The organism is Nocardia sp. NPDC047648 (assembly GCF_040642815.1).
Lineage (GTDB): Bacteria > Actinomycetota > Actinomycetes > Mycobacteriales > Mycobacteriaceae > Nocardia > Nocardia gamkensis.
Window position 1 is genome coordinate 84,726 of sequence record NZ_JBEYSX010000020.1, and the last position, 26,781, is coordinate 111,506.

1 protein-coding gene (cut by a window edge) is annotated in these 26,781 nt (G+C 66.8%); it reads right to left on the reverse strand.

All coding sequences use genetic code 11. The features are described from left to right. A protein-coding gene (locus ABZ803_RS31620) for a LuxR C-terminal-related transcriptional regulator (protein ID WP_357044956.1) crosses the window boundary here: on the reverse strand, positions 1-26,781 show its 3' portion. Its footprint extends 20,568 nt past the window's final position; only the last 26,781 of its 47,349 coding nucleotides appear in the window; the start codon falls outside the window, past its right edge; it ends in the stop codon at positions 1-3.

A 26,781-nucleotide genomic window follows, 5' to 3' on the forward strand; every position in this document is an offset into this window, starting at 1 on the left:
TCACGGCGTGGTGTGGCCGATCCAGTGGAATCCCCTCAAGAAGTCGGCCGCGTGCATTCCCCTCGGCAGGTGGCGGTCGATTTCGGCGAGGGTGGGGTAGCGGTCGTTCGGTGCGGCGTCGTTCGGTGGGGAATCGAGTTCGTCGAGGAGTTGTCGCAACTCCCGGGTGACCACGGCGTCCGGTTCCAGGGCGAGATCCGCGCGGATGCGGCTGCTCAGCGCCCGCATGCCCGCGGCGAGATGGTGGGGATCGGTGACGCCGTTCCAGTCGAGGTCGTGCCTGATCGCGGCGCGAGCCCCGCGGCGACCGTGCACCGTGAAGGTCACATCTTCCACCTCGGACCGGCGGAGGAAGGCGCGGAGTGGGGAGACAACCAGGTCACTGGCTCTGGTGTCGGCTCGCCACGGTTCGATCCACAGTTTGTCGAATCGTGCGGTGAGCCAGCCATTTTCGTCGAACTGGATGGAAAGATCCAGATCGCCCGCCTCGGCTGGATTCTGGCCGCGGCTGACGAACACACCGCGGATCCGTATTCCGGAGATGGACTCGTCGTCGGTGCGCAGATAGTTGACACGGGTCAGCCGGAGCTCGAGCTCGAGGCCGTACTCCCGTTGCAGGCCGGACAATCTCGGTAGCAACTCGCTTTCGGCAGGGTGGTCGGCGAGCAGATCCGGTATGGCAGGCACCTCCGACAGATTCGGGTCCGGTGCGACGGTGGTCCGCCGAGTCGAGTGCGCCGTGGTGTCGAGATCGGTGCTGGGCAGGTCGGGGAGGGCCCGGCTCGGGTCGGCGGCATGCAGCATGAGGTCGCGGACCTGCGGATAGGTCAGCCGCGTCCCCCGTGACGACCACTGCCCGGTTGCCTCGGCGTAGCTCCACAGGGCGAGGTAGTCGGAGTAGAAACGACGTGTCAGGGGGCCGGTTGTGGCGGGATCGAGGCTGATCTTGTGCACGAAGTATCGGGAGTCGGTGTACAGCGAGTCGAGGGCGGCCATGGCGCGCAGCCGCCGGAACTCCCGCACTCCGGGCTCACCGTGCTGGGCGTGGATTTCGTCCTCCACCATGCTCGTCACCCGGCCGAGGACCTCCGGCGGCCACGAGTTCCAGAAGACGGTGACGTAGTCCCACAACCGGTGCCGGACGCCGGTGAGATTCCAGTTGTCGAGACGTACTTCGCCGTCGGGCCGGACCCACAGGTTGCGGAGGGTGGCGTTGCCGTGGCTCAGCCCGGCCGTCCAAGTGGTGTCGCCCGGCGCCCAGATCTCGTGCGGCAGCGGTATTCCCATCTTGCGCAGGAACGGATGAGATTGTTCCTGCTTGATCCGTTGCATGCTCAGGTACAGCTGTTCCTGGTCGGCTACGGTGCGGACCAACAGATCGTCGGACAGCTCGACCGCCTGCAACCGCCGCAATTGTCGGAGCAGGGCGCGCAAAGTCTCTGGCCAGTCCGGGTCACTGGTCGTGGGGACGCGGCCGGGGCCCATTTCGCGGAATGAGTAGTCGTCGGACTGGGCCATCGTCGTCGGCACGTCGACACCTGCGCGCCGGGCCAGATCCTCCGCGCGTTCATCATTCAGCGCGACCCGGTTGACGAGCCGAGCTTCGTCGCGCAGTTTCGGATGCGTGGGATTGGCGGCCAGATCCTTGTCTCCAGGCGTGGCGACGATGCGCCGCACCTTCACCGGGTTTCCGCTGCCGTCGGCGACGCACCAGACCTCCGTGTAGTGACCGGCTACATCGGGGGAATTCGTCACGACGGTGATCAGCATGCGGGCCGCGTCGTCGAGATCCAAGCCGCCGTTCTGGACCGGTTCGGCGATGTCGAGCAGGTAATCGGTGCCCTGCGGGCGGCGCAGGGCAGGGCGGAATGTGATCGGGGTGATCGGCGCCGCCGGATCGGTGAGGTCCTTGTACGCCCATCGGCGGGCGAACCACGCACCCGGCCCGGCCTGCCCGCCGGTCTCGGAGACCGAGCTGTAACCGCACTGCGCCGCCCGGACGCCGTCTTTGCGCGAGACCTCGACCTCGATCGCATCGGCGCCCATCCGGCGGGCCAGGTCTTCGGCCGGTCCGAGGAGGTACGGGCCGCCGTAGTCGGCGGCGAGGCGATCGAGGTCCGCGCCGATCGGTTCCGGACGTGCGGTGACACGTCCGTACTCGTCGAGGTCGAAACGCACGGTGATCTCGCCGTATTCGCGGGTGTCGTCCATCAGCACGGTGCGCAGTCGAATGCGGCTCGCCACGCTCGGGTCGGCGTCATCGAGTGGCTCGTATTCCGCCGCGAGAGCTTCCAGCCTGGCGGGCCCGTCGGTACACCGCAGGGTGGCGATGGCTTCGGACAGGCCGGCATCCGCGGCGGCGCTGTCGTGCCCGCTCGCGGCCCGCAGCAGCAACTCGCGCACCGACAGGCGTGGCAGTCCGGACGTGTTCGGTTCCGTCGCATGGGTGGCCGTTTCGACGGCCGGCGACCGGTCGGCGGACGAATCCGTTGCCGACCGGTTGTTTTCGCGTTGCCGTACGAATTGGCGTGACCATCGCTGCAAGAGGCTTCGTGCCTGGGCCTCATCCGGTGCCCGCCGGCCGGCCGCCGCGAACACGACCTCCAGGTTGCGGTGCAGCGCATCCGTCGCGTCGTCCAGGAAACCCGGGTCGCGGGCGATCAGCAGCGGCAACCGGAAGCTGTCTCCCGCCACCGATTTCCATGCCTCCAGCAGCCGATATCGGTCGAAGTCCGCAGCGGCGTCCGCGCCGTGGTCGCGCCGCAGCCGCGCCCGGCACCAGTTCATGACCTCGTTCCGGACGGTGGGGGTAGGCCACGGGTTCCTTGTCGCGAACGCCACGTAATCCCACACCGGCGATCCCGGCTGGGTCAGTTCCAGGTCGAGCAGCCCGACCCCATCGGGGCCCAGCTTCATATTGGGGAAGGTGGGATCGCCGTGCAGCACACCGAGCTGGATATCGTCGTCCGATGCGGGCCGCACGTCGAAGATCTCGTACAGGCCGGGCAGACCCAGCTCGCCGTGCAGCCGATCATCGGTGTCGAACTCCAGGGGGATCCGTGCCACCTCGCGAACCAGTCGCTGCTCCCATTCGACGCGGGTGGTGGGTACTTGTTGCTCGGGTTCGGCCTCGGCCCAGTGCTCGGCGTGCAGGGCGTGCAGGCGATCGAGCGCGGGGAACAGGGCCTCCGCGACGTCTTGCCACGGAACATCCGGTGTGGGGTGTTCCCCATCGAGGTACTCGTGGAAAAGGTAATGCTCGGGGTACGACTCCTGTGCGCCGACGTGGTACAGCGCCGGTACCCGGACACCGGCCTTGCGGCACAGCCGGACCGCGGCGGATTCCCCGAACGTAAGGCCGATCCGGGGATCGAAATTGGGATTGGGCGTATTGATCGACGCCCGGATGACAACCTTCCGGCCGTTCAGCTCGAAGATCCAGACCCCGTGATGATTCCCGGCGAAGTGGGCTCGGTTGCGGAACAACGTGGTGAGAAGTTCGATGTCGGTTCGGGTCAACGCGGGATCCTCGGTCGCGGAACCGGGGGACGCCATCCGGGCTGTCGGTCGCGGAGCCGCACCGGGGGGTGGATCGGAAACGTCCGCGGACGCACCGTCCAGCACGCCCCACCACCGGCGGTCTTGCGGCCACCGCTGTGATGACGGCTCGAGATACGCGGCCAGCTCCGTGAAGGTCGGTCGTGCCTCGGCGGGCCGGTCGAACCGGTCGAGCATCGGGTCCGCGATGAGTTCCCGCGGGTCGGTGCTCAGCAGGTGTGCGGTGCTCTCCCGCGATTCGGCCAGATGGTCCGGATCGGAATCCAGCCGAAGACCGTGCTGTGCCGCAATCGTGAAGCCGGTCGGGCCGTTGACGGGCACGATGACCCGGCCATCCGTGCCGACACACTGGCGCAGTTGCGGAACGAAATGCTGCGCGAAGTGCCCGCCCGCGAAGGCCGCGTCGACCACCAGGTGGTCGAAAGTAACCGTGACCGCGCCATTTTCGTCTTGGCGGACATGGAAGCGCATGTCGCCCGCTTCGTCGACGCCCGGTAGGCCCTCGGCGACTCCGCCCTGGCCGACATGGAAGCGCATGTCGCCCGCTTCGTCGACGCGCCACGTGCCCCCGGCGACAATGGTGGCCGAGACGGTCAAGCACCGGTTCCCGGCGCTGTCGGTGTACCGTGCGGCGGTCGGTGTCACGACGTAGTCGTGCGGACCGTACGGTCGATCCAGTAGACCGTTCGCGACAGCCAGCAGTTCGGTGTCGCCTGCAATCTCGGCGGCCGGCAGAACGGAATCCGGGCGTGCCGTGGACGCGACAGCCTCCGGACTTTCCGCGGATGATGGGGCCTGCCGACTCGGCTGCGCCGCAGGCTCGTTCGGCAGCGGCGCCAGCTCCTGCCTCGTGCACACCTCGTTCACCGCTTCCAGCATCAGCGTGCGAACGACATCCGGCGACTCCGGCTCCCATCCGCGCAGGCGGCACAGCCGTCGATAGTCGGAGTAGAACCGTCCGGTGAGCCGGTCGGCCTTGCCGGCATCCTCCGCGATCTGCTGGACGAAATTGCGTGAATCGGCGTAGAGGGAGTCGAGGCAACCCATCGTCAGCAGCCGATCCAGTTCCGCTTCTGCGCCCGGTCCGACCAGCCCGTGGGCCTCGAGGTCGCGGACCTCGGCCCTGATCTTGTTCTCGACCTGCTCGGCGATCTCCGGCGGCCAGTTCGACCACAGCATCGTCACGTAATCCCACAGCGGGTGGGTGACGGCGGCATTGTCCCAGTCGATCAGCGTGGCGGTGTCGTTCTCGTCATCGATTCGCAGGTTACTGAGCGTCATGTCGTTGTGATTGAGGCTCGGCCGCCAAATCGCGTCGTCGGTCTCCGGCGACCAGGCCTGATGCGGCGCGAGGCGGAACAGCCGATCCAGCCAGGGCGCGCGGCGACGGTAGTTGCGGCGCTGCTGATCCAGGTAGAGGTGGAGGTGTTCGGTCACAGGACGCACTTGCAGATGCGGGGGCAGCTGCACATTCAGCAGACGTCGCTTCGCCTCGAACATTTTGTTCAAGATCAGGTTCCAATCCGGACCATCCGGCGCCGGGGTGCGTCCGTCGGCATACTCCTCCACGTAGTAATCGCGCCACCGGTATACCCGTGCGGGAACATCGGTCACAGTGCCGGCAAGTTGCACGGCATCGGGTGCATCGAACGGAAGCCGGTGGAACCAGCGGACATTCCGATGGGACGGATCGGGGTTCCGGGTGAGGTCCTTTTCACCTGCGGTCGTCGGCAGTAATTGGTGCACGACTATCCGGTTGCCGTTGTCGTCTCGGTAGCGCCACGCCCGCTTGTTGTTTCCCTCGTAGTCGGGTGCTCGGAGTCTGGCCCGCAGGATCTGCCTGGCGGTAACTTTCGAGTCCAGCGTGCCGCTGCCTTCGCGCTTGATGTTGTCCAGCAACGTTTCCTGTGCGGGCGGTTCCATGGGGATGGCTACGACCGGCGGCGCTTCGGGTTGGCTCCATTCGATGTCCGTGGCGGTGGGAGCGTCGGCCATGTCGATGCACCCGGCCCACGGCGCGGCGATCTTCTCGAACGGAATACCGGCGTCGATCAGCCCGGCATCCAACAGCTCCCTCGGTGTCGGGAGGTCACCTGCCCGCAACCTTCGGCCTACGCCTACGACGGCGGGCGGGACGTCCGGCTCGCGCTGTTCGAGCTCCTCTATGGCGTCGCTCAGGGTCTCGCGGATCGCTTCCATCTCACCGAGATGCTCCCTGTTCCAGTCGAATCCGGCCCGGGCCGCCGCCGGCCAGTCGCTGATCAACGTCACCCGGAGCCGGTCCGCGCCCGCGTCACGAACGAAGTCGAGTACGAGAGGTTCGACCTTATTGTCTTCGAGGCCGCCGACGCAGTCTGCGATCATCCGGCCGGAGGCATCTGTGGAGAAGGTGAAATAGACCTCGCCGAAGATGCGCGTGCCTTCCACGACCGCAGTGGTGACGACGGCGGTGACGCTGTCCGAAGAGCCCCGCCACCGCAGCCTGACCGGCTCCAGCCGTCGCGGTCCGTCCCAGCGTTGGACGGCGGCCAGTGCCGCCGACTTGTCCACATCGTGGTGGCCGGCACCGAGCTCCCGGTCGGCCGCCTGCGACATCCGCCGCATCCACCGGCGTGGTTCCGTCGCGGGAGCCGGCGGAATCTCCCAGGCAGTCGCCGTGGTGGCGGAAGGCGCGTCCAGCAGTTCCAGCTCACGTAGCGCCCATTCCGCCAGCAGATCGTGAACCGCCTCCTCGGAGATGGGGTCCTGCCTGGCGGCGCGGCGGACGAGGGCGACGTTCCGGTAGAAGTCCGGAAGTACCTCCTCGATGGTCGCGAACCCTGTGGCGATCTTCTTGGGTAGCCGGTAAGCGTCGCCGATGATCGACTTGCGTGCCTCCAGCAGCACGTAGCGCTCGAAGTCCGCTACCAGTTCGTCACCGACACCGTCTCCGTATCGGTATTGCAGAATCGTCCGGATTTCGGAGTGCACAGCACGTCGTTCGATGTCGTCGGCCCAGTCGTTCACGAGGTAGTACCGGGCCCAATCCCACGCGATGGGCGCGTACTGCGCGAGTTTCGAATCGGTGAACCCGATGCGGCCGTCGGCGCCGCGCCGCATCTTGCGGCGGATCGGGTTGCCGTGCGTGAAGCCCATCAGCTCGCTGCCCTCGTTGAGGAGCTTCGGCTGCCATGAGACGAAGAGCGGGACACCGCCGATCAGTGTGTCCAGCCTGTGGTCGAAGTCGCCGTGCTCCAGTTCCAGCACCCGGCGGCTTTGCTCCCAATCCCAGTGATGCTTCGCGTGGGGGGTGGAGGACAGGCGGTGTAGTCGAGACAACTCGAGAAAGACGTCCTCGGTTGTGCGGTCCCAACCTTCGTCCGGCAGGACTTCATCGCCCGAGATGTGCTCGTGAATCGTCACGCGCGTCTTGAAATCCAGTGCCATCGGCGATGATTCGGAGTCATAGAGCAGCCGCGGGCCCCGCACCCCGGCCTGGTGGAACAGGTCCGACGCTTCCGCCGCCGGCGCGGCGAAGGAGTCCAGATCGAAGCCCAACCGCTCCGCCTCGTCCAGGTACACCCGGACCGTCACCATCGGTTCCGAGGTCGCGTCCGGTCCGGCAGGTAGCGGGAGATGCCAGACACCGCACTGGTTTTCGGATTCGTGTGGCGAGGTCACTCGGACCTGTTCCATCAACCCGATCACCTGCTCGCGAGTGAGTCGTCGATCCAGGCCCGAAGGGACGGGGTCGGCCGCGACCACCGGTGGTGCACAGCGTTCGCTCAGCCATTGGGGCGCGTTCTCGACCGGTGCCAGGCCCGCGCGCAGCAGCAGGTCGCGACCGTGCAGTTCCGCGGCGCCCGCGTCGTCGGCCACCTTCACCTTCAGCACATCGGCACCGGCACCGCGCACGAAGTGCCGAACCAAGTCGAGGAACGACCCTCGTCCTGTGTCGCGCCGGGCGGACCGATACTCCGGTAGGAAGTCGTCGGCCGGGCCGGGCTCGACGTAAGCCGTGACGATTCCGGCGGCATCGAGCTCGAAAATGCACTCTATATCGCCGAATTCAGCTTGATCGATCATCACCGCGGCGTGCATGCGGAGACGTACCGCGTCCTCGCGGGCGGGGTCCGGCTCGTAGGCGGCGCCGGTCACGTGCAGTCTGTGCGTTCTGCTCTGTGTCTGTGTCGACGGAGGCCGGATAGCGACGCTCAACTCGCCCTGCCGTCCTCTTTCCAGCAATCGTCGAATCGAAGACCCGAGCCGCGGTGGGAGCGGCTCATCGAGTGTCGGTGTCATAGAGGCGCCGATACTCGACGGCCGTCCCTGGGAAAGGTGGCTCGCGAATGCTTCGAGCACACGCTGACCTTCGTCCTCGGGTACCGGTCGATGTCCTGTTTCCTGACGCAGGGCGGCCAGGTACGAGGACTCGGCGGTGAGCTTCCCCCGCTTCAGGAGTGCCCGGCCGATGGCCGCTTCGCGGCGCACGAAGGTGAGGTTGGTGGAAAACGCCGACAGCAGATCGGTGTACCGGCGGGGGTCGGTAGCGATGTCCGCGGGCGCGTGGAGCGCCTGGCCGATAGCCGCGATTCGTGCTTCGATCGCAAGGTAGCGGTGGAAGTCTCCTTCCGCAGCGCCGCCGTGCCGTAGCCGAACCTGCTGCACGCACCAGTCGAGCACCTGCGGCCGTACTTCGGGCGGCCAGGGATTGCGGGCGGCGAATGCCGCGTACACCCACGCGGGTGGGCCGATTCGGGTGTGATGACTCCCACCCGATCCCGCCGGTGCGCTGTCCCGGTCGAGGCCGTCGAGTATCGGGGCGCTGTGCAGGCCGATAGGCTGCTCGCCGTCATCCGCCAGATCCTTTCGTGGCCAAAACATCTCGGACAACAGCGGCAGGCCGAGCAGGCCCAGTGCCGATTCGGTCCCCGGACGGGGGCGTAGGCCTGCGAGCCTCGCCTCGGCACTGCGCACCGCCCGGCGGACATCCCGCTCCCATGCGGCGCGAGTCGTTGTCACCGGCGGCTCACCCGCCGGGATGTGTCGCGCGAATAGCTGTTCGGCGACATCCCCGCGAAACGACAGATCCTCGCCCACCAGCTCGGCAACCCCCGCCGGGGTACCGGTGGCGTGCCCGGGAACGACGACATCGCGGCTCCCGGAGTCTTCGCCATGGGGGTCGAGGTCGATCGCGACGGGGTCGACGCCGTTGCCGGGGGTCTTTCTGTTATCGCGGGTGCTCGACATGCTCGCGGAATTCTCGGATTCCGGCGAACTCTGCGAGTCCTGGTCGGAATCCCTGGGCTCGCGGGCGGGTTCGTCGACCGTGGGTGTGCCAGGGACGGGCTTCGCTACACCCGGTGCGCCGGGGCGGGATCCGGTGTAGTGGCCGTCGGTGCGAAGGAAGTGGGCGTCGATAGCCGGAGGCCGGTTGCGATGGCTCGCAGGTTCCGTGAGTCGGTTGGTCAGTGCGTGGATGCTCTTGGTGACGTCTCGGCCGGATTGCCCGTCGAGGTAGCGGATGGTGCCGTGGTGATTGACGACGTTGACGGTGTGGCCGTGGGGATTTCCGAGGGGTTGGTGGCGGTAGGCGATGATGCCGCGTGCCAGGTGGCCGGCGTCGAGGAGTTGCTGTTCGAGGTCGGTCCAGCTCTCGACGTGCTGGAACGTCGTGTCGTAGTGGGCCTGGATGAACCGGATGTGGGATCGGCTGTCGTCACCGGGTGCTCGTCCTGTTTCCGACGGTTCGGCGACGATGTCGGGCCGGCCGCTGAGCCGGAGGTCGGCGGTGATGGTGCACTCGGCGCTGATGCCCCAGTTGCGCAGTGGGTTGATCCCGCGGATCCGCTCGAGCAGCGTGTCGTCGGGCGCAGGCACCAGCGGGGTGGGTGACGGTTGCGCCGCGCCGCTGTCCATGGCCGGTCGATCGGTGTCACCATCGGGGGATCGCGTGGGTTCGGCGTCGGGCGACGGTTGTGCTGCGACATCGGTCGTCTCCGTACTCGCACCGGGGCTGGAGAGGAAACGGCCGTGCAGGTGGGCGGCGAGCTTCTGGATCAGTACTCGGCCCTGGCTGCCGACTATGCCGAGCAGGTACTGGTCGATCACCCCGAGCATGTACTCGTCGACCGAGCGGCTTCCGATCAGCGAATAGAGTCGGGCCGCGAGATATCTGGTGCGCAGATATTCCGGCGACTCGCGGTCGAAACCACGGCAGCCGGGGAAGTGCAGCGCCGACCACAGGTCGTTCTTGAGGTGCTGCTCCCAGAATTCGTATTCCTCGGGTGTGAGGACTTTGCGCATCTGGACACGGTCGCCGTCGAGCATCGGTCTGCCCGCCAGGTAGGACATGGTTCCCGTCGCGATCGACAGCAGTTGCGGCAGCTCATCGAGCGATGTGTCGCGCAGGTACCGCTGGAACGGCATGGCCCGATCGACGGCGGCGCTGTTGGTCGGTCCTTCCGGCTGGTCCTCCGGCATGGTCCGGAACTTCCAGATGGTGATCGTCTCGTCGCCCTGTATTCGCTTCTCCTGCTTGAACAACAGCGGGCCGCGGTCGGAAATACCCAGCAGCTGCTCGGCTTTCAAACCAGTCGCGACGACCAGCGCGAGTGTCAGGTAGATGGGGGAGCGTCGCAGCAAGCGCTTCAGTTCGAAGGCATCCTTGGCGGTGAGATCTACGGTCCGCAGCTCGACGTGGTCGCCCTTGCGCAGCGCCCGGAACCACTGACCGCGGTTGGCGACCCAATCCGGCCCGGATGGTTCGGCGGCGCTGGGAATCGGCATGTTCTCGAGGTAGGCGAACGGACGATTGCCGTCCTTGTCGCGGAAGGTCAGCAGTTCGGCGATGAGCTGCTCGATTTCGGCGGCCTCCGCCGGAGCGAAGCCATCGTTCGATGCGCGGGTGCGGGCGGCCCTCCTGCGTTCCGGATCGGTGACATGAAGAGCCGGACCGCGGCCCCCATCGGCCGGCCGATGTTCGGCGCGGGTGGCCTCGGCGCCACGGCCCGCGGTGATCAGGCCGATATTGTCCAGCGACTCGGTCGGCAGCCGGGCCTCGACATCGGCATACGAGTTATAACCCTGATGGACCTGCATGCGCTTGCGGAACTCCGGTGTCTTCGGTGGTTCCGCGGTGACCCGCACCGCTCCCCAGGACTCGCCGGCCGGATCCGGTCCCAGACCGCGGTTGAGGAATCGGCCGCGCCGGTCGGGAGTGGTGGCGCCGAGCCAGGCGACGGGATCACGGGTCGCCGTCAGCACGTAGACGTTCTCGGCCCCGATACCGAAGTCCGTGGCCCCGGTCATCGGGCCCGCGCCCGGGGAGGCCGTCAGAACCACTTGGTCGATCTCGCCGGCCAGCCGGGCGTCCCGGCCCGCGTAGCACACGGTCGTGCTGCCGTAGCTGTGTCCGAGAAGAGTGTGCAACCGCGGCAGCGCGGTTCCACGATGCTCGGCCAACGCCTCGCGAGTACTGTTGTAGGACACGGTGTCTCGGGCTACGACGTAGCCACCGACTTCGGCGAACCGGTGATAGGCGGGATCGAACGGGAGAACCGGCGCCGTTCCCTTCAGCAGTTTGGTCGGGTGCTCGTAGCCGATATCGATGATGGCCGCCACGGTCTCTTCGGGTGCATACCGTGAGGTCATCTCGTACTGCGCGCCCGCAAACCCGTATCGGTACAGCAGTGACCGCAGCGTGGTCCGGAAGCCGCCGACATGGCGGGTGACGTTCGTCGCCTCGTCGGCGTCTCCGATGGAGACGGAGATCCGGCCGTTGCCGTCGTACTTCTGGGCGTCGAAGGCGAGGAGTTGTACCGGCGGCGATCCGACTTCCTCGACCCGGCGTTCTATTTCGGCCACCTGATCCCGGGTGGTCTCCAGGTTGAGCAGATGCGTCTTCTCCGCGGCGGTGAGTGTGCGGTGACCGATGATCCGGCGTAGCTGCGTGAGCTGCCGGGTGAGCGTCCGGCGATTGGCGTAATCGCGCACGCTGTACGGGATGCCGTCGGTATTGCCGATCAGGGCGGGGTGTACCGCCACCATCCCGGCCTGCTGTTCGGTGGACAGCGAGAACCACCAGCGCGCATTCCTTCTGGCGCGTGCTCGGGCGGCATCGACCACCTCGTCGGGGTCGACACGCTCGACCAGCGACCATAGTGTCGCGTGCTCCCCGAACTGATGGCGCAGTGCGGCGATTGCCGCCGCCGCCTGCTTCTCCTCCTGCCGGGTGGGGAGTGGATCGGCTGGAAGCGTGGATCCTGCCTCGCCCTCGTCGGTGCCGAAGGCCCAGCGGGTGTGCGGAGTTGGTTCGGCTGTGGCGGTCTCGTCGTCGGCCGGGAGCGCGCTGTCGTCCAGGTTGATCGCGACAGGGTCTGTGCGGTTGTCGCCTGCCGAGTCGTTCGTCTGTACGGACCGATTCTGTTCCGGGCCGGACCATATCGCGGAGATCGCGAGTGCGCGTGCTGCATCTACTATCTCGGCGGGTTCGATCCCGTGATCGATCGGTTGTGCCTGTCCCGAGGCCGGCGTCCCGGACCCGCGCCGAAACAGATCGATGAGGCGTCGCCGCCTCTCCGTGAGGCTGTCCAATGCAGCCCGGACATCCGACGTACGAGCGTGGGCCAGTTCCTCGATGGCCGGGTCCCCCACTACTACGATCCCCGCACGGAGCAGGAAATCCTGGAAATCTCGCCAGAACTCGGCGATCTCGCGGTCGCCGGACACGAGCCGTTTCGAATCATGCGGTGCGTCGTCGGAAGCGTGCTCGCGCATCCCTTCCAGTCGTGTGAGCACCCGTCGATGCGCGTCCACGGACCGGTAGACCAGGAACAACGCCCGCAGTGCGCTGACGTTACGGATGTGCTCATCGAGTTCTGATCGGCTCCGGTCGATGGCCGCAAATTCGTACGGGTCGGCTTCGTTGTGGCGGTCGACGCCGGTGACATAGCGCTGCGAGATCGGACTCGAACTCGGGTCGATGGGCCGCTTCAAGGCGAACGCGTGGTCATGGCCGTAGTAGTGGTGTCCGTCGCGCAGGATGTTGTCCATTCGGTCCCAGTTGTCGACGACTACATCGAGGAAACCCAGCTCGCGCGCGTCGGGATGGTTCCGCAACATCTCCAGAGCAGCAGCATCCAGGGTGGCGATGTTCGGAACGGAATCGCCCGGTAGCCACGGCATCAGCACGGTATCTTCGCGGTCGTATGTGGGGATCACCGGCGGTACGGGTGCCCCGATCAGATAGCCGACAGCCGACACCAGGATCTCGGCGGCGCGCGACTCGGACGCCAGCAGGCTCTTCTCGATCACCTGGAAACCGTTGGGATAGGTGAGCAGTTCCACGCGGCTGATCTGGCCGGCCATATGGCGGGGCTTCGTTCGGACGGGCGGCCCGGAGCGTTCGGCTTCATCGAGCCGCACGGCGAATTCGACGGCGGACATCCGGGAACCGGGAGCGGGTGGCGTAGTGGTTTCCGCCGGCAGCGGTGCCTCGGGCGGATCGTCGTGTGTGGAGTTGGGAACCCGATCACTTGCGTGCTGGGCTGCGGTGGTGAATACGAGTTCGGCTTCGAGTCTTATTTTGCCGTCGACTGCGGTCGGCTCGGTGAGCAGTACGAGCGTCGATCCACGCGGGGCGATGATTTCTCGTTCGCGGTACTCACCCTCGGCCGCGGTGTCCATTGCCGAAACCGACTCCACGGCGATCAGCGCCGATCCGGTATCCGCGTAGACGATGACCTCGACATCGTGGTCCGCGAACACGTCATCCGACAGTGAAAGCGACGTGTAACCGGAGTTGATCGATCGGTAACCGAGCAAGTTGTCGGTGCGACCGAAGACCCGCACGAGATCGTCCAGCTTTCGGATCATCCTGACCGGTCCGGTGGATGGAAGGGCGTTCCGGAATGCCCAGTCCATCCGGTTTATCTGGGCGGCGATGACGCCGGCTTCCTCCCGGAACCGAGCTTCCGGCCAGCCGAGGCTTACTCCGGCCGCGAGCACCTCCTCCCGAGTCACCTCCCGTTGTGCCAGTTCGATTCGCTGATGCGGCGACAGGTTTCGGCCCATGGCGCGTAGTGGCATGTTGGGCCCGGCGAATTTGGTATACTCCCGGAACGCGTCGATGATCTCGTCCGCCCGATTTCCCGTCGGGTCATGTGCCAGATGCGCCCGGCCCATGCCGTTCCGGATGCGCGTGAGGGCTACATCGCCTCCGGCAGCATTCCGCCGGAACCACTCCAGCCTTGCTCGCAGTGCATCCGCGTCGCCTCGATTCCCGGCACCCGCCGGGTCATCCGGCTGGGGCTCGGGGAGCAGGTCGATTGCGACTGGGTCGCTGCGGTTGCCGACCGGCTGGTTGTTCGTCTGCGCGGACCGGCTCTGTTCGGGGCCAGAACGGCTGTCGGATTCCGCGGAGGAGCTGCTGTTCTCGGACCCGGTCCGTCGCTGCGGGGTAATGGGTTTGCGGGCCCCCGATCCCGCCTGTGTCATATCCGGGATTGCGGCCAGAGTTTCGCCCGCCGATCGCAGTGCCTCGGCTCGCCCTATGCCTTGGTCCGGGTGAGGCTTACGCAGTTCGAACCATACGGCTTGGTGCCAGCCGTGCTCATGGCGTTTGAACAGTTCGACGCCGGAGCGTATCGGCGTCGGACCATCCGCTGCCACAGCGCGTCCGGGGAGAACAGCGAGACCGGAGCGGGTCGGGATACCGCCTCGCGCGTTCCGCGGCATCGAGGCGGCGTGCGTGTCGAGCAGCGTCACGCGCAGCCGGTCATCGGTTGTCTCCACCACCAGATGGATCCTGCCGCGGCGGTGTTCGGCGGCGTCGGTCACCATGGCCGTGAGTTCGGCGCACGCGAGGTTCACTTGTTCGGTGGGCCAGCCGTCGAGCTGTCCGGCCAGCCAGGACGCGGCTTCCGAGGCCGCGTTCGGGCTGTATCGGCCCTCCGGCTCGGCGCGAATGATTCGCTCGGACCGTTGGGCCGAGTCCGCCACTGTCGCGGGTCGGGTGGTCGCGACCGAAATATCCTCGGTCGGAGCGGTTTCGCTGCCGATCGCCCAGGACGCGCCGGACTCGGCGAGCCAGGAGGTGAACTTGTCGTGCACGACCGACCACGCGGCCGCTGCTCGCGCCCGATCCTGTCCGAACCGGGCGGCAGTGCAATGCGCTGTGACAGAGTCGCCGTCGGCGCGCACGGTGATCGTGAACTCGGCAGGTTCGCTTCGGGCCGCGTTGACCCGGATGGTGAACGAGTGGCCCTCGGCGGTCGCTTCCCAGGCGACGAGGTCGTTCCAGAAGACAACGCGGTTACCCGCGCCATCGTCGGCGGACGAGTAGCCGGACAACAGCTTGTATGCGTCGCCGTCATGGCTGAGTATCTGTCCGACAGGCATCTCGGCTGCCGCGCCTCGCCACATCAGGCCCTGGTGCTCGGAACCGGACTGTGCGTCGAATTCACACACGCCGAGATCGGCTCCGCTGTTTTCCAAGGCGTCGAGGACCTGCGCGGGGTTCATCGGATCCCCGTTCCATTCCTCGAAACCTCGGCTGAACGCATCGAGAGCCTTCACCCGGCCGCTGACCCGCCACCATCCGAAGCCGCTGATCTCATCCAGCGATACGCCCTGTGCGAGGAGGGCGCTGAGCAGATCCTCGTGCAACCCGTCGACGGTGACGAACTTTCCGTTGGCGAGCAGGAGGAAAGGGTCGCCTTCGGGGTTGCTGGTGTGAAATGGCTGCTTGTCGGGTCCCGTCCCGGGCAGCACGAACCAGCCGCGTGAATCCACCTCGGGCCACACCAGTTCGATGTCGTCCGCAGGCTCGAGCAGGGAATCCGGCAGTGGCACCGTGTCGTAGGTGGTCCGGCTCGGCCCTGAGGACGAGGCTGTCGTTCGGTTGGACTCGTCGCTATCGCCGAGGTCGATGGCGACGGGGTCGATGCGATTGCCGGATGATGTCGGTTTTGCGGGTTCGTGCGGGGTGCTATCCGGCTGGGGCGCTGAGTCCCCGCCCCCATTCGGCCCGTCACGTAGCGATCGGTCGACAATCGCCACCACCTGCTCGTCGGTTTCGGGGAGCGGCGCGTCCGACAGCAGCGTGGCCAGCAGTCGCTTGCAGGCGAGGGGATCGTGCTCTTCTCCCGGCACGAAGGGCGCGGACCTTCCACCCATGCGGCGGTAGCGCTCTCGCGCACCCGCCAGACCGAGTAGTGACACCGGATCCGCGATACCCGCGGATTGTTCTACCTGGGCTTCGAGCAGTCGGTACCGCAGACTTCCCGCCTTGACCGTGTCCACCCAGGCGTCGCGCATGGTGAGGAGATCTTCGTCGAACTCCGGAATAGCGCTGGCGGGCTTCCCTTGCTTTTCGAGCGCCCAGTTCAGCAGGATCCTGGACAGCCGACCGTGATAGTCGCCCTTCCCGTGATGCCCGGAAATGCTCCACAGCTCCAGGTCTGCCGCTACTTCGTAGGGATCGTTGTCGGGGTTGCTCACTGCGGCGTTGAACCACTCGCACATCGCTGCGACGTCCGCGGCCGTCCCGTCCGGGCTGCCGAAATTCGGGTACAGGATGACCCCGTATTCTCGGGTCTGGAATGCGGGCAGGTATCCGAGCAATGGATCGTCATCGATGGCCGCGATCTCCGCCTCGGTCAACGGCGCATCCAGGACCCGGGCCCGGCGTGCTCCTGGCTTGCCCTCGTCTGCCGGATAGAACACGACACCGTACGGGCCGGATTCGAACGGCCCGGGCACATAGGTGAGAAGACGGTTGGCACTGATTGCCGCACGCTGGTATTCGGATGCGGGCCAGCGCAACCAGGCCCAGTTCCTGTTCTTCGAATAACCGAACGTTCCTGCCGACTCCGGTGCCGTCCGCCGCCCGAGCAGCTCATGTAACTTCAGGATGAACTCCACGCTCAGCTCATCGCCGAGATGCTGTTGGGCGTAGTGGCGAGCTTCCAGCCAGCTCAGCCACTCCCTACGTCCGAAAAGCAACTCGGGCCGAGCCACACCCGCCGCGATGGCTACATCCCGGAATTTGTCCTCCATATACAACGTCAGCTCGAGCGTGCGCTCGGCATCGGTCTCGATGCCGAGCGCACGCTCCACCTTGCGTATTTCGGCGTCGAGCGCCGCGTCTTCTTCGGAGATCACGGGCGGTGCGGTCGCGTCGGGGGTCTTTTCCTGCTCGGCCGCCTGACGCTGCGCTGTCTTCTGCGAGGCCTGCAGCCAAGCCCGCGAGCCGGGCGGCAGCATCTCGGACAAGCTTGCCATGGCGCGGCGCTGGGCCATGCTGACGGCCCCGCGGCTCTTGCCCAGCAGGGCGGCCACCGCAGCGGTCGTGTGCCCCTCGACGAGTTTCTGGCGCAGGCATTCTCGCTGTAGATCGGGGAGTCTGTCGACGCGCTGGGCCAACGCTCGCCGGTTATCACCGACCGCAGCCCTGACCTCGATCGGCAGCCAGTCGGCGTGCTCCAGGGCGGCCACGATCTCGGTTGCCGTCCTGCTCGTCCGAGGTCCCTCCGCCCGCGCGGCCGACGGGTCGGGCGACTCGGCGTTGTCGATCGGTGGTGTGGATTCGTGCTCGTCACCGTGGCCGAGGACGATCGCGACGGGGTCGGCGGTGTTGCCCGGGGTCGTTCCCGTGTGTGTCGACGGTTGTACGGTGCTGGAGGCGGGGGCATCGTTCTGAGAGAAGGCCCGGACCACGGCGTCACGCACCTCGGCGGACAGGTCGCGATCGGTCTCCGACAGCCCCACCGCAGCGCGCACCGTCGCTGAGACCTCTTCGAAGGCCGTGATGGTCCGCGCGTCTTGCTCCCCGAACACGTACCCGCGCACCGCGGCTTCGGTGTAGCTGCGCAACGCCGCATTCTCTGCCCGGCGCAGTGCTTCCCGGACGCCGCCCGACACGCCCTGCGGCGCGGGGAATCTGGCGATAACAGTATCGATGACGTCATCTCGGCTGAGCCGGCCACGGGCAAGTTCCGACAACAGCGGCAGCAGCCGATCCTCGGGGATGCGGCGCCACGCGTCGGTGATGGCACGCCGAGCGGCCTCGGCGGCGGACAGCATCGAACGGCTGTTGTCGAGCAAGCGCTGTACGGTCCACTCGGATCTACTGCCCGAGTACAACTTTCGCGCCACATCGTCGGCCGCGGCACGGAGGCCGTCGAAGAATTCGCTGACAGCGATGTCCACGGCCACGCGTGAAGGCCGGTCGGCGTCGAGATCCGCGAGCTGCGAGCGGGCCGCCGCAAGCAGCGCTTGGACGTACCGATCATTATTCCCGGGCAACAATCCTGACATTCGGGTGCGTTTCACCGGGACTATCTCGGCGAGCGCTCGGACATCGCTCTCGGCGAGGTCCGGGCGAGAGGTCAAATCCCGCAGCGTGGCGATCGTCTGATCGTGTCGGCGCGCGGCATCCGGGCGGGCTGCGAGCCGATCGTTCAGGAGGGCGTCCAATTCCGCACGGATGCGAAGCAGCACGGGCAGATCGATCATTCCGGCGCTGTCGGCCAGTTGCCCTAGCGCACTGCCCAGATCGCGCATCTGGCTGATGACCTGCGTAACCTCCTGCTCGGGCTCGGGGGCCGGTGAGTGGTCCACCTCGCCGCTGTCTGCCGTTGTCCGGGCTGCCGCGACGGAGTCCACCAGCAGGTCGTAGAGCAGCCGCACCGGCTCGTTGACACTTTCGCGGCCGTTGAGCACGACATCGACGAATGCCTCGGCCAACGCCTCGGTCGGATTGAAATAGCCCTTCTTGTCGAAGCTGTAGACGGTCAGGTAGCGGCGCAACCAGGCCGTGAACGCCGCATAAGTTCGCTCTCCCAGGCGATTTGCTTTGTAGTAATCGAATAGCGTTTCTTCGGCACGGTATCGAGCCTCCGTCCGTCCCGCGTAGTCGAGTATGTGGCCGAACTCGTGCACGACGATCGCATACGCAGGACGGCCTGCCATGCTGGGATGCGCCTTCCCCGAGGCGATTCGGTTTTGCATCCACCGATGGAGTTTGCCCGGACCCGTGGCATAGTCGACGTTGAATGTCATATATTCGGTTGTGACGGAACCGGTGATGGGATTGGTCTTCGGCATCGCCGCCGCGCCCGTCTTCGACGAGAGCCAGCCGATTTCGATCCTGCCGATATCGACCTGCGGGTGCTGCGTGGCCATGTCGACCAGAGCCCGGGCGATCTCACGGATAGTCTCCGGGTCGAGATCGGGCCGATCGAATTCATGCACCTCGACATCGGGATTGCCCGTCAGTCGGCGCAGTTCGTCGCGCAGCCAAACACCGACCTCCGCTGGGTTCAACCGCGATACCGCGTCCCCGCCGACGTCCTCGGGTCGGCCGAGGAGCTGTACGGGGTGTCCGCGATGCGGGAAATCGGGCCCGGGGCGGTGGACGTGGGCGGGCCCCTCAGGGGGCTCGTTGCCCGCTGGTTCGTCCGGATCGTCGAGGTGGATCGCTACGGGGTCGATGCCCCCGGGGCGGCGCGCTGACTTGTCGGTCTGCGGTGTCCGATCGGTCGCCTCGGTCGGCGCGGCCGGATTGCGCGGGGCGGCCGCGGCTGCGCGGGCTGGCGTGTCGGTTCCTGGGCTGGATTGTCGGGCATGTCCGCTCGACTCCGTGCTTCCGGTCGCAATTTCATCGTCGGGTCGCCCCCGGAGTTGGACCGGATGTTTGCGGTGGAGGAACTCGGGGAGTTGACGGCGGGCGGGAGCGGGGGTGCCGTCTTCGGTGCTCCTGAAGTAGGCGACGAAGGCCTCTTCGAAGGTGTCGTACGAGGGTTTCCATTCGTTCTCACCGTTTTCGTCGCCGTCGTAGTTGCGGACGTGGAGGGTGTCGCTGTCGGTATCGTCGATGAGGGTGTCGAAGATGAGGATTTGGCCTTCGACGTCGACGATGTAGTGGATGTGGCCGGCGACGGTGACAGCGGCACTGTCGATTTTGTTGCGTTCGCTGCGGATTTTTTCGACAGCAATAGCGATAGGGTCGAGACCCCTCGTCTTCATCGGGCGGAATTGGGCGCCGAGGGTCTGTTCGGTGATGCGCCAATTGTCTTCGGCCTTCCATCGCGGATCGGTGTCGACGGGTTCCGGCGCGGTGTCGTAGCCCAGCGCCCGGTGGACGCGGCTCATATGGATGGCGCAGTGGCCGATGACCTCGGGTGCGGGGGCGGGTGTATCCGGAGATGCCTGCGTAGGCGAGCCCGCGCCCGCCCGTGGCGGAATCTGCGTTGGCTCGGCGGGAGTCTCGGTCTCGGCGAGGCGTCCGCGTCGACCGAACAACCCGCGGCCGCTTTTGCTGACAATCCGATAGAAGACCCGGCCCTGTCTGACGAAAAGGACAACGCCGTAGCCTGCCGCGGTGATTGCGCTGATAGTCGCCGCCAGCGCGGCAACCGTGTCACCGCTGTGCGCGTTCGCTGCGGCACCGCCGATGAGGGCGCTGGCAACGAAAAGTCCGCCACCGGCGGGGACATTCAAGATCCCGCCCTTCACACCTCCTACTCGACCTCGCATTTCCGAGGGAATGACCTTTTGCTCGTGCGTGCCGGCCCGGGCGCCCATGGTCCACATCACCATCGAGTCCACGAATGTCGCACCCGCGATCACCGCGGGGTGGGTGGTCGCGGCCTGGAGTGCGAAGCCCCCCGCCATATTGGCCAGTGCTACCGGGTAGAAGGTGGTGGTCTTTACATTGCGAGTCGCCTTCGACAGAACGCCGCTCATTATCCCGCCTATGGCAGGCGCGGCGACCACCGCTCCTCCTGCCCAGCCCAGGTCGGAGGCTTCCACCACGGTGGCGGTGCGGAAGCCCATCATCGCAAACGCGGCATTGTTTATCGCGGAGATTACTGTGTAGTCACGGAGAAACTTGTCGTCCCACAGTGTCCGTGCACCGGCGGCGATATCGCGGAACAGGGATTGCGGCGCACTGAAGGTCTGGGGCGGCAACGACAAATTATTCAGGTTCACCCAATTCGTCAGGTAGGAAAGGGCGTTCAGGCCGAATGGCGCCGCGGGCGCGATACCGGCCAGGCCGGGACCGAGGGCCTGTCCGGTGACAGATGCCGTGGATCCGGTGACGTTCCTCAGGTCGTTGCCTGTTTGCTTCTGGGCATCGGTGAGTAGCAGGTCCCCGTTCACCGCTTGGAAGGCGCGGAAATAGTAGGTCGCCGCAGTACCCTCGACCAGTGATGCCGCGGCCGCCGTAAGGGCGAGATTCGGCGCATCGAGAAGGATCAAACCGGTGGTGGTGGCAGCCGCCGCCGCGCCGATCGCTTGGGCCCGGAGCATTATCTTTCGCCGATCGGAACGGTCGGCGGTGCGGCCGGCCAGTGGATCGGCGCCCTTCGCGAGCCACCCCGCGGCGGCGGCTATGGCGGCGGCCGCCGGCGATTGGCCTGCGTTCATCAGCGCATAGGGTGCGGCAGTCGTGGCGAGGCTGGTGCCGAAGATGTTGCCGACCTCTGCCGGGAGATACCACCTTCCCAGCAGTAGGTGTGCGAACGGTCTATTGACTACCAGCAGCTCTCGCGTCGACAACGACTCCTCGGCGGGCGGATCGGTCGGTTGCTGTGGTGTGGCGGGCCCCTCGGCGGGCTCATTGTCCTCCGGGTCGCCCAGATCGATCGCTACGGGGTCGATGTCCCCGGGGCGGCGCGCTGATTTGTCGGTTCGCGGTGTCTCATCGGTGGTCTCGGTCGGCGCCGCGAGATTGCGCGAGGCGGCCGCGGCGGTGCTGTCGGCGTGGCGGGCGCGGATTGCTGCTTCCAGCTCGTTGCGCCCCTCGATGCCGAATTTGGCGTAGATCGAGTTGACGTATTTCTGCGCCGCCCACGGCGTTACTTCGAGTTCCGTCGCGACTTCTTTGTAGTCCTCGCCCTCCACAAGTCGCGTGAACACCCGGAACTCTTGTCGAGTCGACCCGACCCGGGCGAGTTCGAGCGACCCGGCCACGTTCTGGTAGGCGGTGCGCACGTTTCCAGGTACGTCTTGCTCGACGATGTGTCCCATCGCCCGTGGCTCGATGAGTTCACGCACCTGATTCGAGATCGCGGACACGAGTTCCGGTCTGGTCATGTGCGGCCGGCCGTAGCGGAGAAAATCGGCCAACGACGCGGGCGCGGTGAGTATGCCGGTGTGCTCGGTTTCACTGGACCTCGAAGCATCCGGGAACGCATCCCGGACTTTCGGGTCGAGGTGCAGGTAGTCCCAGATTTCCGACAGATCCGACACCATCCGTTCGGTGTCGATTCCCAGGTTCCGCAGCTCCTGGATCCATTCGTCGAACGAATCGGCGGTCGCGGTCGTCTGCGGTGCCTGCCGACCCGGCAGAGCGTGTGGCACCACCTCTTCCCGAGTGCTGCCTGCGTTCCGCACGGTCTGCCACGGTGTCCGCGAAGGTCGCCGTTCGGTATCACCCGGATCGGCCCGGGGCGCGCGTTCGGAAAGCTGCCCGGGGCCGAACTGTTCGATGATCGTGCGGTACATCGAATCCGCGTCGTCGCCCATCCGCTCGCCCGCCATCTCGAAGCCCCGCACGATTTCGTACACGGTGTGCTGGTAGGGAAGCATGAAGGCGATCAGCGCCGCGATGAAATCGTGCCGGGAGACGCCCGGCGGGCGCAGCCAGTCGAAGCGGGCGAGCATCCGGGTGGCGGTGCCGGAAATGCCTGCGTTCGAGGGAATTTCCTGTTCGGCCAGGCTGCGGATGTCGTCGTTGCTGGGATCGGGATCGACGTAGACGTAACCCGGTCGCCACGGGAGCTGAACGACCCGTTCGGCGTGGTCGAGAGCGAAGGCTTCCTCGGGGCCGACAGTGCCCTCATCGTGGTAGACGCTGATCGATGCGATGCGGCAACCCTCGTCGTCGACGATTCGATGTCCGCGCGGGTCGAGCGAGTAGATGGGCGCGACATAGGCGACGGAGTCGTCGTGTTCTCGCAGCTGGGCTTCCAATCGGGAGATATCGACGCGTCCGTCGTCGAGACGGGGAATCGCCACGCTCCCCCCGAGGTCGAGTTTGCTGATCCGCAGCACTCTCCGCTCCGGCAGTGCGGCGAATTCGCGCAGCGACAGCGGCATGCCCAGCGCGGCGGCATCCCGGGAAGTGGGAAGGAGATGCGGCGCGTCCGAGGTTCGTTCGGGGAATGCCGCCTTTCGCCGCTCGTACTCCGCGTAGGCCCGATCGGCCGCGTCGTCGTGCCTTCGCACGTACTCGACCGGGTTGAGGTCTTTCCAGGTGACCGGTTCTCCGGGCTGCTTGTCGTCGAGAACGGCCGCGCGAACCGCCTCCAGCGCGTCGAAGTCCAGCCCCAGTTCGCGCGCTTTGCTCCGTCGCCACTCCGGCGTCTGATTCATGTACCGGGCGATGCCCTGGTCCAGCGTCAGACCCACCGCTGCTTCCCCCAGCTCGGCGTTGCGAATCATGGCGTTGAGCATGGCCGACAACAGTTCGCGCAGGTTTCCGTCGCGCTTCAGCTCGTCCATCGGCACCGACGGCAGCACCATGCCGCCCCACCGCGGCCTCGCGGACGCGTCGAAAACCGCTCGGATCCGCTCGTCTCGCTCCGTCGCGGGCAGATCCTCGAGCACGTCCTGGAACAGGCCCTTGATCACCGTCTCCAGCCGGTCCAGCACCGCCACCGCCGCGGTCTTGACCTCCGGCCGACTGTAGAGGTACCGGGCCAGCTCCGCCTCCTGGACTCGACGCAGCAGAGAACCGGGCCGTGAAACGCTCATATCGAGCGCCGCGGTTCCCGGCGGTGTCTCGCTCTGCGCGGGCCGAGCCCAAGGGGTGGCGCCGGGCGTCGCGGTGCCCTGCTCTGATTGTTCCGCCGGTGTGTCGGGTTCGTCGGGGTCGCCGAGATCGATGGCGACGGTGTCCGGTCTGCGCGGCGCGCTCGGCGCGGTGACTTCGTTCGCCGGTTCGTCGAAGGCTCCCAGCCGCGCGGCTTTCATCAGTATCGGAGTTCGCTTCGTCTCGCCGAGTACGGCGCCGATTCGGGCTCGGCGGCGCTTGACGGTGAGCGTGGCCACACCCAGCACCTCGGCGATGGCCTGATCCGTGAGGCCGTCGGCCATCAACTGGAGGAGTTGTCGTTGCTCGCGGGACAGCCGGACGGTACCGGCCGGTGGTCGGTCCCTGTCGTGGACGAATCCCTGCCGCTTGGCCTCCAGGACCGTCTGGATGGGGCCGGCGGTACCGAACTTCCTGGCCGCACTCCTCTGGTAGTTTCTGACCGCCTTCGTGTCGACACCCAGACGGCGCCCGATCTCCGCATAGGTCGCACCCTGGTAGATCAGGTTGAGCACCTCGAGTTCCCTGCCGGTGAGCCAAGGCGAGGACGTCGTCGCGGTGGGGCTACTGGGTCGGGCGATCCGAGGTGTGCTGCTGGCGGCTTGAACCGGTAGTTGGGCAGGGAAGTTCGCGGCGGCCGCCACCGCCGTGGCCAATTGGCGTGCTGCGACCCAGAGCGCATCACGATCGGATTCGGTGCCGTCGGACGCGGTAGGTGGCGTGGCCGGACCCGTGGGCCAGAAGGCGCGGATCAAACGGTCACGCCGGTGCCTCGGCAACCCTTCCAGGATGCGCCGCACATCCGTGGTTCGGGCTTCGGCGAGCAGCCGGACCAGCGGATCGGTTCGCTGGAGTTGCGCGCATTCGGAAACGAATTCCAGGATGCTGTGCCAGGGGCCCGCGGTACTGCGATGGTTCCAGATAACCTCTCGCGCAATGTTGTTCAACCACAACTCGATATTTCGATTACCGAGCGTCCCGAGGCGTGCGATCGCGGTCGCGGCCACCTCGTCGGCGATGTGGCGCGCTGCCTGCTGACCGAAATCATTCGCGAGGTCAGCCATCTCGAGGGCGAACCGTCGCCGGAGCAGGGCGGTCGCGAGCTCCGGTCGTCCGCTCGCTACATAATGCTCGAGGGCCTGCCGCAGCCGCGATGCGCTGTCCCACGGGGTGGCGGCCCTGCCGGCGGTGTTCGCCTCGTTGGTCGTGCCGTGCTGTGGGCCCTGCTGCGCTCCGGTTCGATTCAGCGAGTTCCGCGGCGGGGCAGTTTCGGCTTGTCGTGATCCCACCTGCGTGGGATCGGCTTCGTCCGGACCGAGGTCGATGGCGACGGGGTCGGGTCCTCGGTCGGCCGGGGTCGCGGGCCCGTCGTGGTCCGTCGTCGTATCCGCGGGGGTGTCGACGTTCGCGGCCGAAAGGAATCCCGCTGCGGCGGTCACGTCGTCGGCCGTGCCCGCTTCGATGCCTGCCCGTACCAGTGCGCGGGTGACGGCGCCGAGATCGCCCGGGGCCTCGGCGAGCGACTGCCGGACGATGGCCGCGACGGGTTCGGGGTCGTCGGGGCTGATCGGTTCCCACACACCGTCCGTCAGCGCCAGGACGACACCGTCGCCGCGGACGTCTCGGGTCTTCTCGCGCGGTTTCAGCCCGTCCAGAGAACGGCCCAGGTTGTGGGTGAGACCCGGGCCACCGATCGGCGAGTGTTCGGCTTCTTCACGAGTGGTGTCCTCGAAGACGTCCAGCACATCCTGGACCTTCGAGTCGTCCCTGGTCAGCTGTATCGGCGGGCCGCCGTCCAGCGGAATCCAGTACGCGCGGCTGTCGCCCACCCAGTCGACGGTGAGCCGTCCCGACTCCATCAGCGCGACCACGATCGTGGTGGCGGGCGGGTTGTCTGCGGGAGACTCCGGGGGCAAGGCGAGTACCGCCTCCTGGGCGGCGGCCACGGCACCCTCGACTACGGCCACCGGATCGATCCGGCCGTCGCGGTCGGCTCGCCGCAGCGCCGCCACCACGAAATCGTGGGCGGCTGCCTTGGCGGCCGCGGAGGCGCGGTGACCGCCCTTCGGCCGGGACAGACCGTCGTTCACGATCAGTGCGGTGGCCTCTTCGCCACCGACATTCACTCGGATCAGGGCGAAGGCGTCTTCGTTGTGCGCGTGCCTGCCCTGATCGCTGGCTGCCGCGACCGCACCCAGATCCTCCACCGTCAGGTTCTGTTCGACATAGCGCCGCGGTGCGGTTTCATCCGAGCCGCGGGGTTCATCGACATGGCGTCCCGGTGGGTGTTCCGACCCGGGTTGCGCTGCGCCCTCGGGGGTTCGGTCGGGTGACGCCGACTCGCCGGAACCGAGCTCGGTGGGATCGTCCTGCCGAGGCTGTGTCTGTGCGATGAAGTCGGGTTGTCCGTCCGCGCCGGGCCAGACGACGGGTGCGCCGGGTTGCGCCGAAGGGGGAGCGGCCGTCGTGCGATGCCGCGGTTCGCCCAGCATCTCCGCGATATTGCGGACCGCGCGGTCGGCCATGCCGTAGTTCTCGGCGGCTTGCGCGCGTCGTCGTTCACGATCGGCCGCACCGGTCAGGGCAGTGGCCGCAGCGTCGCGAAGTTCGGTCGCCGCCAACAGCTCTGAGACCGCGCGGAAGTGGTCGAGCAGGAACGAGAGGCGCTCTCGGCCGATCCGTGTCGTATCCCATTGCTCCGCGAAGGTCAGCAGTTCCTCCAGCCACTGCGACATATCTCGCAGCGCGTCATAGCGCCGCGTGGCCTCGGCGAGCTGTCGGCTGTCGGCGGTATTCACCGCATCGACCGCTGCCCCCGCGGCCACCATCTCCCCGAAGATCGTTTCGGCCACGTCGCGCAACCGTTCGGTCTCTCCTGGCCGGAGGTGGTCGGCGGGCCGGGTCATGATCGGCGTGTCTGTTCGGGGGCGGGTCTGTGCCCAGACCTCCGCGACGGCGGCGAGCGCCGATCCGAGCCGGATCTCCGCGGCGTCCTGCCGGGCCCGCAGGACCGCCGGCGTCCCTTCCCGCAGCCCCTGCTCGTAGGCGGCGTTCGCCTCGGCGGCTTCGTCCGCGCCGGCCAACCATGCCCACATCTGGTGCGCGAACTGCTCCAGCAACCGCAGCCGGTCCGCCGGGACCCGCGCGTCCGGCCGGTGCCGGGCGGCGATCAGTTCATCGATCAGAGCGGGTGCGCGATTCAGCACGGGATCGTTCGAAGTCTCCGCCGTGCTTGCCAGTCTCGCTGCGAACGCCGCGCGCAGCGTCCGCAGCTGTTCGGTGTCACGGGCTTCCGCGTTGTCGGGCTGCCGGTCTGCGGGCGCGTTTTCGTCGGGGTCGAGGTCGATAGCGACAGGATCGGGTCCGTGGGAGGTGGATGGCTCGGCGCCTTCCGGCTGATCCGTCCGGCGAGCGGTATTGGC